General features: G+C 72.6%; 18 protein-coding genes. 8 read left to right on the forward strand and 10 right to left on the reverse strand.

What is annotated here, in order from left to right:
- Positions 1-91 precede the first annotated feature (91 nt).
- The 3 genes from ACI79I_RS17960 to ACI79I_RS17970 all read left to right on the forward strand — a co-directional run bounded on the left by ACI79I_RS17960 (position 92) and on the right by ACI79I_RS17970 (position 1,921).
- Entirely contained in the window at positions 92-223 is a 132-nt protein-coding gene (locus tag ACI79I_RS17960; RefSeq protein WP_456993682.1) for a hypothetical protein, read from the forward strand.
- Between the two features lie 121 nt (positions 224-344).
- On the forward strand, positions 345-743 hold the full coding sequence (locus tag ACI79I_RS17965) for a hypothetical protein (RefSeq protein WP_456993683.1): 399 nt from the start codon (positions 345-347) through the stop codon (positions 741-743).
- Positions 740-1,921: a hypothetical protein gene (locus tag ACI79I_RS17970; protein ID WP_456993684.1), complete on the forward strand. Its 1,182-nt coding sequence runs from the start codon at positions 740-742 to the stop codon at positions 1,919-1,921. Before ACI79I_RS17965 ends, ACI79I_RS17970 begins: the two co-directional genes overlap by 4 nt.
- Positions 1,922-2,370: 449 nt before the next feature.
- Here ACI79I_RS17970 and ACI79I_RS17975 read toward each other — a convergent pair whose 3' ends face one another.
- The 3 genes from ACI79I_RS17975 to ACI79I_RS17985 all read right to left on the reverse strand — a co-directional run bounded on the left by ACI79I_RS17975 (position 2,371) and on the right by ACI79I_RS17985 (position 4,147).
- Positions 2,371-2,562: a hypothetical protein gene (locus ACI79I_RS17975; RefSeq protein WP_456993685.1), complete on the reverse strand. Its 192-nt coding sequence runs from the start codon at positions 2,560-2,562 to the stop codon at positions 2,371-2,373.
- Between the two features lie 160 nt (positions 2,563-2,722).
- The gene (locus tag ACI79I_RS17980; protein WP_456993686.1) at positions 2,723-3,520 is read right to left on the reverse strand and encodes a hypothetical protein; all 798 of its coding nucleotides are present in this window, start codon (positions 3,518-3,520) and stop codon (positions 2,723-2,725) included.
- A gap of 468 nt (positions 3,521-3,988) precedes the next feature.
- Positions 3,989-4,147: a hypothetical protein gene (locus ACI79I_RS17985; RefSeq protein ID WP_456993687.1), complete on the reverse strand. Its 159-nt coding sequence runs from the start codon at positions 4,145-4,147 to the stop codon at positions 3,989-3,991.
- 38 nt (positions 4,148-4,185) lie between these two features.
- Between ACI79I_RS17985 and ACI79I_RS17990 the strand changes: the two genes are divergently transcribed.
- Positions 4,186-4,356: a hypothetical protein gene (locus ACI79I_RS17990; protein WP_456993688.1), complete on the forward strand. Its 171-nt coding sequence runs from the start codon at positions 4,186-4,188 to the stop codon at positions 4,354-4,356.
- A gap of 17 nt (positions 4,357-4,373) precedes the next feature.
- On the opposite strand, the gene ACI79I_RS17995 is transcribed toward ACI79I_RS17990, so the two are convergent.
- The 4 genes from ACI79I_RS17995 to ACI79I_RS18010 all read right to left on the reverse strand — a co-directional run bounded on the left by ACI79I_RS17995 (position 4,374) and on the right by ACI79I_RS18010 (position 6,624).
- Positions 4,374-4,787, reverse strand: a complete 414-nt coding sequence (locus ACI79I_RS17995; protein ID WP_456993689.1) for a type II toxin-antitoxin system VapC family toxin — start codon at positions 4,785-4,787, stop codon at positions 4,374-4,376.
- On the reverse strand, positions 4,784-5,026 hold the full coding sequence (locus ACI79I_RS18000; RefSeq protein WP_456993690.1) for a FitA-like ribbon-helix-helix domain-containing protein: 243 nt from the start codon (positions 5,024-5,026) through the stop codon (positions 4,784-4,786). The genes ACI79I_RS17995 and ACI79I_RS18000 overlap by 4 nt, the downstream gene beginning before the upstream one ends.
- Positions 5,027-5,131: 105 nt before the next feature.
- Positions 5,132-5,413 carry a hypothetical protein gene (locus ACI79I_RS18005; RefSeq protein ID WP_456993691.1) on the reverse strand — a complete coding sequence of 94 codons (282 nt, stop codon included), beginning with the start codon at positions 5,411-5,413 and terminating at the stop codon, positions 5,132-5,134.
- Positions 5,414-5,481: 68 nt separating this feature from the next.
- Positions 5,482-6,624, reverse strand: coding sequence for a M14 family metallopeptidase (locus tag ACI79I_RS18010; RefSeq protein ID WP_456993692.1), 1,143 nt, complete (start codon positions 6,622-6,624; stop codon positions 5,482-5,484).
- 247 nt (positions 6,625-6,871) lie between these two features.
- Between ACI79I_RS18010 and ACI79I_RS18015 the strand changes: the two genes are divergently transcribed.
- A complete protein-coding gene (locus tag ACI79I_RS18015; RefSeq protein WP_456993693.1) occupies positions 6,872-7,567 on the forward strand; it encodes a peptidoglycan-binding domain-containing protein in 696 nt (231 codons plus the stop codon).
- A gap of 237 nt (positions 7,568-7,804) precedes the next feature.
- Here ACI79I_RS18015 and ACI79I_RS18020 read toward each other — a convergent pair whose 3' ends face one another.
- Together ACI79I_RS18020 and ACI79I_RS18025 are read right to left on the reverse strand one after the other, a co-directional pair.
- A complete protein-coding gene (locus tag ACI79I_RS18020) occupies positions 7,805-8,125 on the reverse strand; it encodes a hypothetical protein (protein ID WP_456993694.1) in 321 nt (106 codons plus the stop codon).
- A 296-nt stretch (positions 8,126-8,421) separates the two neighbouring features.
- On the reverse strand, positions 8,422-8,901 hold the full coding sequence (locus tag ACI79I_RS18025) for a hypothetical protein (RefSeq protein ID WP_456993695.1): 480 nt from the start codon (positions 8,899-8,901) through the stop codon (positions 8,422-8,424).
- Positions 8,902-9,445: 544 nt separating this feature from the next.
- On the opposite strand from ACI79I_RS18025, the gene ACI79I_RS18030 reads away from it, so the two are divergent.
- Positions 9,446-10,468: an SAM-dependent methyltransferase gene (locus tag ACI79I_RS18030; RefSeq protein WP_456993696.1), complete on the forward strand. Its 1,023-nt coding sequence runs from the start codon at positions 9,446-9,448 to the stop codon at positions 10,466-10,468.
- Positions 10,469-10,546: 78 nt separating this feature from the next.
- Positions 10,547-13,219, forward strand: coding sequence for a putative bifunctional diguanylate cyclase/phosphodiesterase (locus ACI79I_RS18035; protein WP_456993697.1), 2,673 nt, complete (start codon positions 10,547-10,549; stop codon positions 13,217-13,219).
- A 7-nt stretch (positions 13,220-13,226) separates the two neighbouring features.
- On the opposite strand, the gene ACI79I_RS18040 is transcribed toward ACI79I_RS18035, so the two are convergent.
- Complete coding sequence (locus tag ACI79I_RS18040; RefSeq protein WP_456993698.1) at positions 13,227-14,177, reverse strand: helix-turn-helix domain-containing protein; 951 nt, start codon at positions 14,175-14,177, stop codon at positions 13,227-13,229.
- A gap of 236 nt (positions 14,178-14,413) precedes the next feature.
- Here ACI79I_RS18040 and ACI79I_RS18045 point away from each other — a divergent pair, with 236 nt between their 5' ends.
- On the forward strand, positions 14,414-15,235 hold the full coding sequence (locus ACI79I_RS18045) for an alpha/beta fold hydrolase (protein ID WP_456993699.1): 822 nt from the start codon (positions 14,414-14,416) through the stop codon (positions 15,233-15,235).
- Positions 15,236-15,248: the final 13 nt, after the last annotated feature.

The following is a 15,248-nucleotide window of genomic DNA, read 5'->3' on the forward strand; positions in this document are numbered from 1 at the left end:
GCCTGTGGTCGGGCTCGATGCGGTCCGGGATGCTGCTCGTGTCACCCGACGCCGCAGCCCAGACGCGGCCGAGCCGAATGGAGTGGTTCCCATGCGAATCCTTCGCCGTCTGACCCGGAAGTTCTTCAGCGACGCGGGCATCAAGCACGACGTGCGCCGCACCACTCGGAAGTTCTTCAGCGACGCGGGCATCAAGTACGACGTCCGGGCGCTGCACGGCTGACCCGTTCCGCTCTCGGGGGACGGTCGCGGCACGCCGCGGCCGTCCCGGGCTGTGTGTGGGGGTAGGAGGGGTCTCCACCGTGGAGTCAGCAACCAGGCAGCAGCCGGATTCGGTGAGCTGGGTGCTCACCGACCGCACCGCGGCCGAGGCCCGCCGCACGGCCCGACGTCGCCATCCGCTGCTCTGGCTGGTGCGGCGGGTGCGGCGCCGCCGCGGCCTGTCCACGGTGGTGCAGCCGCCGACCAGTGAGCAAGAGATCCTCGAGCGGGTGGCCGAGCTCCCACTCAGCGTCTGGACCTACGGCTTCGACGACGCCTCGGTGCGGCACCTGGGGCCGATGTCGCAGGACTTCGCGGCGGCCTTCGGGCTGGGGTCCTCGGACCGGAGCATCGACGTGGTGGACGCCAACGGGGTTGCGCTCGCCGCGATCAAGGCGCTGTACCAGCGCGTGGTGACTCTGGAACGCGAAGTCGCCGAACTCCGCAGGCCGGGCAGGGGCGCGTCGGAGACCGGGCGGTGAGTGCCTCACCGGCCCGGCCGGCGCCGCCGGCCGGGCCGCGGCTGGCTGCAGGGGTGGAGTGGCGCACCACCGCACGGGGGCTGGTGCTCGCCGCGCCCGGCGGCCGGTCCTACTGCGAGTTGGAGAAGCCCGCCGTCCCGCTGCTGGACGCGATGACCGGCACAGCGACCACCGCCGAGCTCACCGAGCGCTTCGGCGATTTCGTTCCGTCCCTGCTCGACGATCTCCGGGCGGGCGGCTACCTGGCCGACTCGCCGCCGGCGCCGCCGCAGCACCGGATCACCGTCACCGGCAGCGGTGTGGAGTTCGCCGGCGCCGACCGGCTGGCCTCCGCGATGGCGCGCCTGTTCCGCCCGCTGTTCACTCCCGTCGGGGTGGTCCTGCTGGGCATCCTGACCACCGTGGGCCTTCTGGCCCCGGCCGTGGGCCTGCTGGATCTACGCGCGGCCGCTGGCGCCGGCAACGCGGCCGGGACGGCGCTGCTGCTGCTGGTCCTCCTGGCGGTCATCACCGCGGTGCACGAGTTGGGCCACGCCGTCGTGCTGGCCCACTACGGGCGGCGGATCGGACGGGTTGGCTTCGGCCTGTACTGGGGTGGCCTGTCCCTCTACGTCGACGCCTCCGAGGCGCTGTTGCTGGAGACCCGGGCCCGCAGAGTCCTGCAGTCCGGCGCGGGTCTGCTCGTCGAGGGAGCCCTGGCGGGCGTGTTCGTGCTGGCGGCCCAGGTCGTCCCCGATCCGGGTGCGGCTCAGCTACTGAGCCAGGCCGCCGCGCTGGCCTGGATCGGGGTCCTGCTCAACGCCACGCCGCTACTGCAGCTGGACGGCTACTGGATGCTCTCCGACCTCCTGGATGAACCGGACCTGCACCGGCGGGCACTGAGCACGCTCGCCCGTCGGGATCTGCCCTCCCGCGGCAACCTGCTGCTGGCCGGTTATGCGGTTGCCGGGCTCCTCTTCGGCGTGACGCTCTTGGCTGGAGCCGTCGGTATGTGGACGTCGGTGTTCGGCGTCCTCATCGTCGACCTGTGGGACGGGGCGGTCGTCGAGAAGATCCTCGCCGCCGTACTGCTGCTCCCCGTCGTCGGCCTGGTCCTGCAGTTGCTCGTCCTCGCCGGCACCTGGCTGGGCCGGAGCGATCAGGGTCCACGAGGAGCCGCGGATGTCGGTACCGCGTGACACGCGCTGAGGGAGCCGAGCGCCGGCCGACCCGCTTCCAGTGACGGGTGCGGCTGATGAGAGACAGCGCCAGTAGCGGAGCCGTTCCGGCAGGGGACGAATCTCGCGGTAGGACACCTACATCGCATCTCGCGCGCGCCGCGGGTTCCGCGGAGAGTGTCGCCGGGTGCCGTGACGACTGGTCCCAGTGGGCTCGTCCACGCGACATGTGAACATCGTCGAGCAGCCCGCTCGGCGCTGTCGTAGTGAGCGCCGTCGATTGGGTCAATGCGGTCGGAACCTGGGCGGGCGCTCTGGGTGCAGGAGCGCTGCTGGTGTCGCCGCCTGGATTGCCATCCGCGACGGCCGTGAGCGCGATGCTGCCAGGCGGGACGACGAAGCGGCGCAGGCTCGCACGCTCACCGTCGAGACCCTGGACAAGTACGGCGACGACCTCGCTGTAGTCCGTGTCACCAACCACGGGGCCCAGCCGATGCTGGCGGTATCTCGCGGGGCACACGCAGGTGACGACCGTCGAGCCGGACCACCCGAGCGACGGAGGCGTCGGTCGCCAGCGCGGCTGACAGGACGGGCAGGACAACCAGGTTCTCGACCTGCTCGGAGGCGAGCAGTGCGCCGGCGTTGGCGCGGGTGTTGACCATGAGGATTCGGCTCCTGAGGTGAGCCCCGGTCGACCGGGGGACTGCGTCGGGCCACGGACCCTCGGGTGCGCCACGGGCGCGGGTGGAGCGGCCAGCTACCGGCCACGGACCCGCGTAGATCTCGGCCGCTCTACCCCAACGCTAGCCAGCGCCATCGGCTTCAACCGACGCCGGCCCCGACCTTGCTGGCCAAGAAGTCGGCGGCAATGGCGGCACTAATCTCGTACTCCCAGTGATTACCGATATCGGTGGCTAGTGTTGCAAGTTTCCCGTCCCAGGAGCAGATCGGGTCCCAGCCATCTGTCACGGGGGGCGTTGGCCCCATGCAGATGCTTTCTAGCGCGGATCCGATGCCGTGATCTCGATACTCCTCCTCGGTCTCATATCCCCGACCGTGGGCGGTGAAGAGACCCTGTCGCTCAACCCCATCGATCTCCCTGGGGGGGAACACGGGGTCACCCATCAAGAAGGCGCCTTTGATGATAGGCAAGACTTGCGGTGTCTCCCGCTTCAAAGTGCGAAGCGCGATGTCGACAGCCCATGCGCCTTGCGAGTAACTCGCGATGACGACGTTCGTCTGGTCGTTGCAGTTCTGAATCTGCCGCCGCAGCCTGTCGACTAGGTGTCCCGCTGCTTCATGCGCGAACGCCTCCGTCCCCAGTAATACATCTGCGAGACCTCTGCGAGTTGGCACGGCCTCTGCTATTGCAATAGGTCGGCGGGTTGCAAATTCTGCCCAAACCGCATCGATTGTCGCGCCCCAGTGATCTTCATCGGCCTTACTGGGTGTGGGGTCGTCATGAATGACGGCGCCTTCGCGGGCGCCCCGCAGACCGAGGAACAATATGAATGGGCAGGACGGGTCTGCCTGTGCTGGTGCAGGTACCGCCACTAGTCCCAGCAGCAGTGCGGCTCCCATTCCCACCGCGCTCAATTTTCGTCTAAGCATCACGATCACCCGCCCGTGATCCGGTTGGCACCTAGGGCGGTCAGCAGGGGGCTCGTCTTAGTCTGGCGGCTCAGACCTTTGCCATCTGTACGTCGAAAATTCGCGGGGCGCGTCCTTCGTCGTCGACGCACAGTTCTTCCTGCTGCCTCGTGGAAGTTTGCTCCCAGGGCGGCCCACCGAGCAGGGCCGATGGTCATCGACCCCATGCCCGAATTCGTCCCCAGAGCAGCTGTAGGGCAAAGGTGCTTGGCTGGGGCGCTACGAGCCGACCTCACTTTTCAGCACCTCGGCCTGACCAACGCGCTGGACTCCGTCACGAGCGGTGGCTGAGGAAGGATCCCGTCCTCCCCGCCGCTGGCTCCGCTCGGGGCGGGCCCCGGGACGGAGCCGTTCCCTCACCTCACCGGACGACGGGGAGCGCGGCTCGGCGCTGGTCGAGTTCGTGTTCATCGCGATCGTGGTGTTCGTGCCGCTGGTCTACATCGTCGCGGGGTTCTCGGCGGTGCAGCGCGGGGTGTTCGCCTCGACGGCGGCGGCGCGGGAGGCCGGGCGGGCGATGGGCACCGCGCCGGACCCGGTCAGCGGCGCGGCCCGGGCTGAGGCGGCGGCGCGGCTGGCGGTGGCCGACCAGTCCATCGACGCCGCCGACGTCCGGGTGGCCTACGCGCCGGCCGGTGCTGGGTGCGACACGGCCGGGGGGGTACTCGCCGACGCTGGCGCCGGGGGAGGAGTTCGCCGTCTGCGTCACCGTGACCGTGCGGATCCCGCTGCTGCCGGAGTTCATCGACGCGACCACCGCGACGGGGCAGTTCCTCGTCGAGCGCGACCGCTACGTCGACGGCTGACCGCCGCCGCACCACGGTCATCCGCGCGCGATGGCCTCCTCGGGACTGAGCACGGGACAGCGGGGACCGTCGGCACGGCGCAGCCGGTCGTCCGCCGTGACCAGGGTCGCGTCGAGAGCCTCGGCCAGCGCGACGTACCAGGCGTCGTACACGGTCACGTTCTCGCGCAGGACCCACACCCGCTCGAGGAAGGGCTCGAACGGGTAGTGCCGCGAGCGCAGCCGTGAGGCGCGGACCGCGGCCGCACGGGCGTCGCCGGCGCTGAGCAGGCCCCGGAACGCCATGTTCCTCAGCGCGGAGGTGATCTCCGCACCGGCGACTGCCGGCAGGTGCAGCCAGGACTCCTCGGCGACGAGGGAACGGGCGCGATCGCCGGCTGCCCCGCTGACGGCCATCGCGTCGGTCACGACCGACGCATCGAGCACCCTCACCGGCTCTCGCGGTCGGCCCGGACGAACTCGGCCGAGGAGCTGCCGCTGAAGCCCTGCCCGGCGCTGCGCTCGAGGTGCTGTCGCACCTCGGCGACCACCTCGGCCGGCGTCTGCGCGCGGGCGCCCTCGACGAGCTCGGCCAGGAGGAACTCCTGCAGGCTCATGCCGGCGTCCGCGGCCCGACGCCGATACGTCCGGTGGACGTCCTCGGGGACGTCCCGGATCTGGATCGTGGACATGCATGCAGAGTAGCGCTGGACGCGCCACTCTGCCTGCCGCTGTCCCCGCAGGGGAAGCGACGCCCGTGAGCAGGGGGACCGGCCGGGGGACGGCGAGGCGGCGGGCTACCCGCCGCCCCCCGGGGGCTCCGGTTCGTCGTCCTCGGTCGGCGGCCGGGCCCGCATCTGGGCCACGTACTGCGCTGCTGTGGCCCAGCGGTCGACCCGGGCCAACCGCCGCCGCTCCAGCTCGCGGAGCCGGCTCTCCGGCGCGGCGACGACGAGGTGGTCGGCGGAACGCTCCCAGACGTCGAGTCCCAGGGGCATGCCGAGCAGTTCCGCGACGGTGTTGCCGGCCTCCGGCGTCACGCGCGCGACCACCGGCTCGTCGCCCTCGCCCGTGTTCACCGGCCTGCGGCGTCGGGGGCACGCCTCGCCGCGAGGCTGCACGTGGGCTCTGGCCGGGTCACGGCAGGTCAGTGCTCCGGCCGGTCGAGGGTGTGCCGGATGAACTCCAACGCCGCGGGGCGGTTCTCCTCCCAGCAGGGCTGGATCTGGCTGGCCGGCAGGATGAACCCGCCCTCCTGCGCCGAGGCCGGGCGCAGTTCGACGGTGACGGACACGGCGTCGTACTCGCCGTAGGTCCAGTCGGTGGTGTCACCCGCCGTCGGGTACAGCTCCGAGGCCTGCTGCGCGGTGTAGGTCCTCCCGTGCACCTTGCGGATCAGCTGCTCCATGTCCTGGGCGAGGTCGCGGTGCTCACCCAGGTCGGCCTCGTCCTCGATCGGCTCGGACGTGTAGCCCCACGGGTACAGGATCAGCTGCGAGTAGCTGTGGTAGGTGAGGACGCCGCTGAAGAGCTGCCGGGCGACGAGGTCCCGCACCGCGCGCACCTCGGGCTCCGAGAAGGCCCGGGGACCGACGTACGTCTCGTCCGAGGGGACGTGACTGGAGGTGCTGACGTCGAGCGTGCCCCACATGTAGCCGTAGTTGCGGTTGGGGTCGACGCCCACGCTGCCGTCCCGGTTCCGCCGCCGGTTCTTGCGCCACAGCCGGAAGTCGGTGCGAGAGAACTCGTGGCCGTCCGGGTTGACCATCGGCGCCACCCACACCTCGCCCCGCTGCAGCCAGTCCTGCACCGGGTCGGACGACGAGTTCTCCAGCAGGTGCTCGGCCAGCCGGTAGGGGACTTCGACGGAGATCCACTCCCGCGCGTGGTGACAGCCGAGGAAGGCGACCTTGCGGGTGCTGCCCCGGCGCTCACCGATGCGCAGAGCCCACAGCGGCCGCCCCTCGACGCTGCGGCCTATCTCGTGCAACTCGGCGATCTCCTGGTGCTCCTCGGCCAGGCGCCGCATGTCCTGCTCCAGGCTCGCCGCCGTGTGGTAGCCGGTCGCGGTGGCGTCGGTCGCGAAGGTCGACAGGTAGGGCTCGAGCATCTGCACCTGCTCCACGCCGTACCCCATGGCCTCCAGGCGTGTGGCCTGGGCCTCGTCGGCCTGCAGCACCAGGTGGTCGGACTTGACCTCCCACACGTCCAGGCCGAGGGGTGCGGTGAGGAGCCGAGCCAGCGGGGCTCGCGCGCTGGTGGACGTGACTCTCGCGATCAGGCGCGCCATCGGTCTCTCCTGCTCTGTGGAGGGGGGCCCGCGGGGTGCGCGTCTCCTCAGCCTGACAGCACGAGCTCGTTCCCGGGAGCCCCACCGGACGAGGAGCCGCAGCGCCGTGCGCGTGCACGGAGCAGAGGCCGACGACGCCGCGCGAGATACACCTCCGACTGCACCGGCGCGGTCGGACGGCTCGCGACCAGAGCGGTGGGATGCACACGTGATGGCCCCGTGACGGCGCGAGGGTTCGGTGCTGTGCATGACCGAACTCCTGGGACAGGCGATCTCGCGCACCCTGACGACGGGCCCGATCGACGAGGCAGGGGCGCACCACGTCGGCCGGACCTTCCTCGTGGGTGTCCGCGCCGGCCGGAACAAGGACTTCGACCGGCTCGTCTTCGACTTCGAGGGTCCGGCCCCCGGGTTCCGCGTCCAGTACGTGGACCAGCTGATCGAGGACGGTTCCGGTCGGCCCATCCCCCTCCGCGGTCGGGCCGTCGTCGAAGTCACCCTGCAGCCCGCGGCCGCGCACCGGGACGACGGCACCCCGACGCGGACCGGTCCGCTCCCCGACGTGACGGGGTTCGCGGCGTTCCGCCAGATCGCCGACGCGGGTGACTTCGAGGGCGTCCTCACCTGGGGGATCGGAGTGGCCGCCGAGACCGGGCTCCGAGCCACCACGCTCAGCGGCCCGACCCGTGTCGCCGTCGACGTCGTCCACGCGCAACCGGGGACGGGGGACCAGCGGCTCCGCCGCGGTGACCGCGGAGCTGCGGTGGCGACCTGGCAGTGGCGTCTCGTCCAGGTCCTCGACCGGCGGCTCGACGTCGACGAGGTCTTCGGGTGGATGACGGAGCAGGCGACGCGCGACTTCCAGAGCGCTCAGGGGCTCGCCGACGACGGTGTGGTCGGGCCGCGCACTCGTGCCGCGATGGTGCGCGCCCTGGGTCTCTGACGCGTGCGGGATGGCGCGCCGGCAGCGCGGGGTGTCCGCCTCGACGGCTGCGGCGGGGGCGGCCGGGCAGGCGATGGGTACCGCGCCGGACCAGCAGAACCTCTGGCTCTCGAGGTGACAGCAGATAGTGAGGCGCGGTTGACGGCCCTGCCGACGTCCCAGACGCCCGTGGCCGCGTCTGGTTTGAGTGGGTGGGAACCATGGAAGGTCGGACCGGGGAATGGGCACGCCTCTGGGTCACAGCTGACCGCATTGGCCGACGTACTCCCAGGCGAATCGACCGCCGCACGTGGCGCCGTAAGACTCGTACTCAGTGCCCACCGGCGATACCCAGTACAACGTGTCGCAGGACTGCCCGTCGCCGTCGAAACACTCCTGCGCGAGACCGTTCAGCACGGACGTGCAGGCATCCACATTACCCGCCGCGCAATCCTCGATGAGCGCGCCATCTTGCTGGCCGACGAGCGTGGAAGACCCCTGAACTTTGCTTAAGCTGCCCTGAAGCCTCGTGACATCAAGCTGCGTATCGGCGGATGGAACCGGAGGTGGGGCGGCCATCGCTGAGGGTGCTCTATCGGCAGGGGGGGCATTTCCAGCGGTTCCATCAGAGTTGCTTCGGGCGATGATCAGGCTACCTAGGACTACCGCCAGAATGCTTGCTGCACCAAGGGTTCCGAGCAGAGCAGTGCGTGAGCTGAGCCCGCCACCGCGCCGTAATTCCCCCGCTGGCGAGCCCGCCCGCACTGCCGTCGCTGGTGGGCCCAGCGACGAGTCGGCATTGAGGCCGCTGCGCATCCAGTCGCCTTGGCTAGAGACATCGCCTTCGCCTTGTCCGCTTGCACTCGACATATCGATCAGCCCCGAGCCAAGATCATGATCAGGACAAGCAGAGCCACCTGTCCCAGCAACACCACTACCGTGACGCGATAGGCGGTCATCCGTTGCCGAAGGTGACGGTCGTTCGATGCTACGGCCGCGAGCATGGCTTGGGTAGCCGCTCGCAGGACCGCATCGGCGTCCGCCCCAGCACTGTTGAGCAACTTGCCGGCGTTCGGCCCGAACATCCAGTCTGGTGCCGGCCACAGGACGACCATGACTCCGGCTCCCACCAAGGCGACGGACGACAGCAGCATCCATCCGGCCCAGTGGGGGAACACGGCACCGCGGCCAGGATCTACGTTCAGGAGGCCGACAGTGGCCGCGAACGACGTGCCGACCGCCGCGGCCGCCAGCAACGCCGTGGCCCGGTTGCGTACGTTTGCCAGCGTCAAGTCCTGCTCACGCAGCGCAGCACGCGCTTCGTCGTAAGCAAGTCGGATCACCTCGTGGGCCATGAGGCATTTTCCTCGCCTCGGTCCTCTCGTCCGACGGCCGTTACGCGTGGGCCGTGGCATCGCGACGACCTCGTCGGGGTGGGGAACTCCTCCAACGTCGCGATCGACGGGCCGCGCAGGGCTTGAGCAGAAGCTGACGGTGGACAGGTCGCTGTGGGAACGAACGCCGGGGAGCCGTGGGTCCACCAGGTTCCGCCGTGGCCGTCGAGGATGACGAAGCTCGCGCCCGGGCGCTGGGCCAGCAGGTGATGGCTGGCGCCGGTCCCGGAGATCCTCGCGCCCGCGTCGAGCACCTTCACGCGCTCCGCCGCCGTCTCCGGCTCCCGGGTCATGGGTACGTGCTGGCTTCCTCGGTGCGTCCGCGGCGCAGGTCCACCACCGGACGCGCACCGGTCGTGCCGTGCACCACGACACCGGCGCCGGGTGTGCACGGAAGGAGCCGTCGCGGTCCCGTCCGGACGCCGGAGCGCAGGTGCTGGCCAGCCGGCGCCGCAGCGGCCACAGTGGCGCGGACCCCGGGAGGCAGGAGGCCACAGTGCCGAGGATGCTCAGCGCGCGGGCGACGGTGCAGCTGCTGCGCGTCGGCGACCTGCGGGCCCGGCTGCGGGCGACGCGCGAGGGGCTGGCCGCCGTCCGCCTCTCCCTGGTCGCCGCCGCACTGGAGACCGGCGTGCTCGACGCCCTCGCCGACCGGCCCGGCTCCACCGACGACCTCGTCCGCCGCACCGGCGCGGGCGATCCGGAGCTGTGCGCGGCGTTCCTGCGCGTCGTCGCGGCGGCCGGCCTGGTGCGGGGGGACGACGCCGCCTGGGAGCTGACCCGGCAGGGCCGCGCCGTCGTCCGCGACGACCTGGTGCGCGCCACGTACGAGGCGTTCGCCGGGTTCCACTCCGGCGTCTACCGGGAGCTGCGGACCCAGCTGGCCGGCGGCCCGGCGCGCCGTGACGTCGCCGAGCGCGGCGGGCTCATCGCCCGCGTCTCCGCCGCCTTCGAGCCGTTCGTCCACGACCTGCTCACCCGCACCGTCGCCGAGCGGCGGCCGCGGCGGGTCCTCGACGTGGGGTGCGGCGCCGGGCTGGAGCTGGCCGCGATGCTGGCCGCGGCGCCGGAGGCCGTGGGGGTCGGGGTGGACGTCGACGCCGACGCCGTCCTCCTGGCCGAGCGCACCCTCGCGCGGCGCGGGCTCGACGACCGGGCAGAGGTGCTGCGGGCCGACGTCCGCGAGCTCGCCGGGCGGGTCGACCCGGTCGACCTGGCCCTGCTGGCCAACGTCGTCTACTACGTGCCCGCCGACGAGCGGGTGGCGCTGCTGCGCGCGGTCGCCGACCTGCTCGTCCCCGGCGGGGTCCTCGTGGTGATCACCACCGTCGCGACGCCGCACCTGTTCAGCCGGCACTTCGACCTGCTGCTGCGGGCGCAGGAGGGCGCCATGGAGCTTCCCGACACCGGCGCGCTGCTCGCCCAGCTGACCGCGGCCGGCCTCCGCCCGGGGCCCCCGCGGCGCCTCGCCCCTGGCACCCCGCTGGTCGCCGTCGTCGCCACGGCACCGGGTCACCCGCGGGTGTGAGGTCCCGCCCCCACCGGTACAGCCGCCCGGCCGCCACGTCGATGCCACCGCCGACGGACGTGGGAGAGGCGGTGGCGCGTGAACGCAGGAGTGCTCCGGCACGGGAGCCGGCGGAGGCCGGCGTCGCGGGTCTGGCTGGCCCTGGTCGCGGTCGCCCTGGCCGCCCACGCCGCCTCCTACGGGACGGGGACGGCCGACGGCATCTACCTCGCCGTGATGACCGCGGCCTCGCTGCTGGCCTGGTGTGGCGCGCTGCGGCAGGGCCGGCGCTCGGCCGCCGTGCTCGTGGCCCTCGGCGTCACCCTCACCACCCTCGGCGACGTGGTGTGGTTCTCCTACAGCTGGGCGGGACAGATCCAGGACGTCTCCGTCGCCGACGTCGCCTACCTCGGCGGCTACCTCGCCCTGGCCCTCGGCCTGGTGCGGATGGCCAACAGCGGAGGCCGCTCGCGGGGGCAGCAGTTCGACGGCTGGCTCGACGGTGCCGGCGTCTTCGTCGCGATGCTCATGCTCGTCTGGCAGCTGTCGGTCGCCGGCACGATCACCGACAACACCCTCCCGGTGCTCACCCGCATCGTCTGGGCGTTCTACCCGGCGCTGGACGTCGCGTTCATCGGCCTGGTCTTCCGCCTGGTCGCCACCCGGGCCCGCGGGGAGCGCGCACCGCTCGCCGTCGCCGCCGGCGCCGCCTGCTGGCTCGTCTCCGACCTGGGCTTCCTGCTCATGGCCGACCCCGAGATCGCCAGCGTCTGGTTCGACACCGGCTGGCTGCTCGGGGCGCTGCTGCTCGCGGCCGCGGCCGGCTCCCCTCCCCGTCCGGAGCACGGCGCGACCGAGCCGGCCGACGCCGTCCCGTCGCTGGCCCGCCTGGCGGTCAGCCTGGGCGCGCTGCTCGTGCCGGCCGGCCTGGAGGTGCTCCGCGGGATCACCGGGGCCGAGGGGGCACCGGTCACCGTCTTCGGCGGCACCCTCGTCCTCGCCCTGCTGGTCTTCGTCCGGGTCAGCCGCGTGCTGCGGGCCGAGGCGGCCGCCCGGGCGCTGGTCCACTCGCAGCAGCGGTACAGCGCCGCCCTCGCGCGGCACTCCTCGGACGCCGTCGCCGTCCTCTCCGCCGACGGCAGGCTGCTCAGCGACCCCGCCACCCTGCGCAGCCTCCTGGGCGCGGGGGCCCCGGCCGAGCTGACCGCCGGAGACCTCGTGCGGCTGTCCAGGGTCGACCGCGACGAGGCCCGCCGGGTGTTCGCGCAGGCGCTGGCCGCCGGCGGGGCCGTCGTCGATGCCGAGCTGACCTGCCGCCGCGACGGCGAGCAGCGCTGGCTCGGCGTCCGGCTGGCCGACCTGAGCACCGACCCTGACGTGGGCGGCGTCGTCGTCCACCTGACCGACATCACCGCCCGCAAGCGCGCCGAGGAGGCGCTGACCCACCAGGCCTTCCACGACACCCTCACCGGGCTGGCCAACCGCGCCCTGTTCGCCGACCGGGTGGGCCAGGCGCTGCGTGGCCGCTCCCGGGGCGACGTCTCCGCGGCGGTCGTCTTCATCGACCTCGACGGCTTCAAGGCGGTCAACGACACCCTCGGCCACCAGGCCGGTGACGCGCTGTTGCGGGAGGTCGCCGACCGCCTGCGGTCGGCCGTCCGCGCCGGGGACACCGTCGCCCGGCTGGGCGGGGACGAGTTCGCCGTCCTGGTCGAGTGCACCGGCGACGGGACGACCGAGGCCCGTGCCACGGCCGACCGCGTGCTCGCCGTCCTGGCCGGGCCGATGACCCTGGCCGGCCAGCAGGTCACGATCAGCGGCAGCGTGGGCATCGCAGTGGCCGCCGAGGACGCCACGGGGGAGTCGCTGGTCCAGGACGCCGACATCGCCATGTACGCGGCGAAGGTCTCCGGTCGCGGGCGCTCCGTCGTCTTCGACCCCGACATGCGGGCGGCCGCCGTCGAGCGGCGCCACCTGGAGCAGGAGCTGACCGGCGCGCTCGCCGCCGAGCAGTTCCGGCTGGTCAACCAGCCCGTCGTCGACCTGGCCGACCAGCGGGTGCGCGGGTTCGAGGCACTGCTGCGCTGGCAGTCGCCCGCCCTCGGCGCCGTGCCGCCGATGCGGTTCGTCCCCGTCGCCGAGGACCTCGGCCTCATCGGGGACATCGGCGGCTGGGTGCTGCGCGAGGCGTGCCGGACCGCCGCCGCCTGGCGCCGCGAGCACCCCGCCGCCGCGGACACCACCATGTCGGTCAACGTCTCGGCCGTGCAGCTGGTCTCGCCGGACCTGCTCGCCCAGGTGCGCGACGCGCTGGCGGCCAGCGGCCTGCCGGCGTCGGCCCTGGTCCTGGAGGTCACCGAGACCGCGCTCGTGGGCAACCCGGAACGCGCCGCTGAGTCCCTCTCCGCGCTGCGGGCGCTGGGCGTGCGGGTCGCGCTCGACGACTTCGGCACGGGCTACTCGTCGCTGGGTTACCTGCAGCAGTTCACCGTCGACGTCCTCAAGATCGACCGGTCCTTCGTCGCCACGATCACCGGCGAGGAGGAGATGCCGCCGATCGTGCGCGGCCTGGTCGACCTCGGCCGCGCCCTGGACCTCGAGGTGGTCGCCGAGGGCGTGGAGTCGGAGGCGCAGCGTGCCCGGCTGCTCGACGGCCGGTGCGCGGTCGGTCAGGGCTACCTGTTCGCCCGGCCGCTGGAGGCCACGGACGCCGAGCTGCTGCTGCTCGGCCAGCGCCCGCAGACCCCGGCCGCGGAGCTGCCCCGCACCTGACCCGGCGTCAGCCGCCGGCGGTGCGCTGCCACTCCCGCGGAGTCGTCCCGAACGCCGCCCGGAACCGCCGGGTGAAGTGGCTCGGGTCGGCGAACCCGCAGGCACGGGCGGTCGCCGCGATGGACCGCCGCCTCCCGGACGGCGACACCAGCCGCGCCCGCGCCAGCTCGAGCCGCTCCCGGATCACGGTCTGCTCCAGGCTCACCCCGGCGTCGGCGCACTCCTTGTACAGCTGCCGCACCGAGACGGCGTGCGCCGCGGCGATCCGCTCCGGCGTGAGGTCCGGATCGGTCAGGTGCCGGCGGACGTGGGCCAGCACCCGGGTCACCAGCGTCTCGGCGCGCACCTCCGGTGCCAGCCGGTCGGGCCCGGCGGCGGACACCAGCAGCGCCCGCACCAGCTCGGTCGTCGCCGTCCCCACCGCCGCCGCGCCGGGGTCCCCGGCGATGCGGTCGGCGTCCCGGGTCAGCCGGACGAGGTGGTCGCGCACCAGGTCGTGCAGCGGGCTGGCGCGCAGCCGCGGCGCCGCCGCCCGGACGACGGCGGCCGGCACCCCGAGCCGCTCGGCGGGCACCTGGAAGGCCCGCGAGCCCCCGGTGCCCGACCAGGAGAACGCGTAGGGCTCGGCGAGGTCGTTGACCATGAGCTCCCCGGCGCCCACCAGGCGGTCGGTGCCGAACTGGCTGAACTCGCCCACCCCGCGCGACTGCACCGCCAGGGCCACGACCGGGGTGCTCTCCATCCGGACGTGCCTGTCGTCGCGCACGAGCCGGAAGCCCGAGGAGTCGGTGGTGAACAGGTTGGCCTCGCCGTAGTGCCACAGGTGCATGCGCGTGCGCAGTTCCCGCGTCGGGCCCAGGTGCTCGATCCGGCAGGGCACCGACGCCTGGCCGAACGCGGCGCGGAAGGCGTCGGCCCGCTCCTCGGGCGCGAGCGCGGCGGTGTCCAGCAGGAGCATCGAGACCCCCTCGGGGACGCACGAGGACGGGAGCCGACGGACCTCGTCGTGCGCCGGGCCTGGGAAGCGCGCGCGACGAGTCTGGCAGCGCGGACCCGGAGCGAGAAGGGCCGTTGGACCGGACCCGGCGTGCAGGCAGGGGCCAGAGGTGTGCAGCGAGGGCCCAGCAGTGCCGACGGCGCCCTGCCAGGCTGCGCCGCGGGAGGGGAGCCGAGACCACCGACGGGAGCTGCGAGATGACCTCGTTCACGACCTCCGACGGCACCGAGATCTTCTTCAAGGACTGGGGCTCGGGACAGCCGGTCGTGTTCAGCCACGGCTGGCCGCTGTGCGCCGACGCCTGGGACCGGCAGGTGTTCGCCATGGCCTCGAACGGCTTCCGCGCCGTCGCCCACGACCGCCGCGGCCACGGCCGGTCGAGCCAGCCGTGGGACGGCAACGACATGGACACCTACGCCGACGACCTGGCCGCGCTCATCGAGTGGCTGGACCTGCGCGACGTGATCCTGGTCGGGCACTCCACCGGCGGCGGCGAGGTCACCCGCTACATGGGCCGCCACGGCACCGGCCGGGTCGCCAAGGCCGTGCTGCTCGGTGCCATCCCGCCCACCATGCTCCGGACCGACGCCAACCCCGAGGGCCTGCCCATCGAGGTCTTCGACGAGATCCGCGCCGGCGTCCTGGCCGGGCGCTCGGAGTACTACCGCCAGCTGGCGATCCCGTTCTACGGAGCCAACCGGCCCGGCAGCGAGGTCTCCCAGGGCCAGCTCGACGACTTCTGGCGGATGAGCATGATGGCCGGCCTCAAGGGCGCCCACGACTGCATCCGCCAGTTCAGCGAGAGCGACTTCACCGCGGACCTCGCGCGCATCGACGTCCCGGTGCTCGTCGCGCACGGCGACGACGACCAGATCGTGCCGTTCGCCGACTCCGCGCCGAAGACCGCGGAGCTGCTCAAGAACGCCGAGCTCAAGGTGTACCCGGGCCAGCCGCACGGCCTCACCGGGGCGCACGAGGAGGAGTTCACCGCCGACCTGCTCGCGTTCGCGCGCGCCTGACCGAGGAGCCGAC

Source organism: Geodermatophilus sp. SYSU D01105, assembly GCF_054050095.1.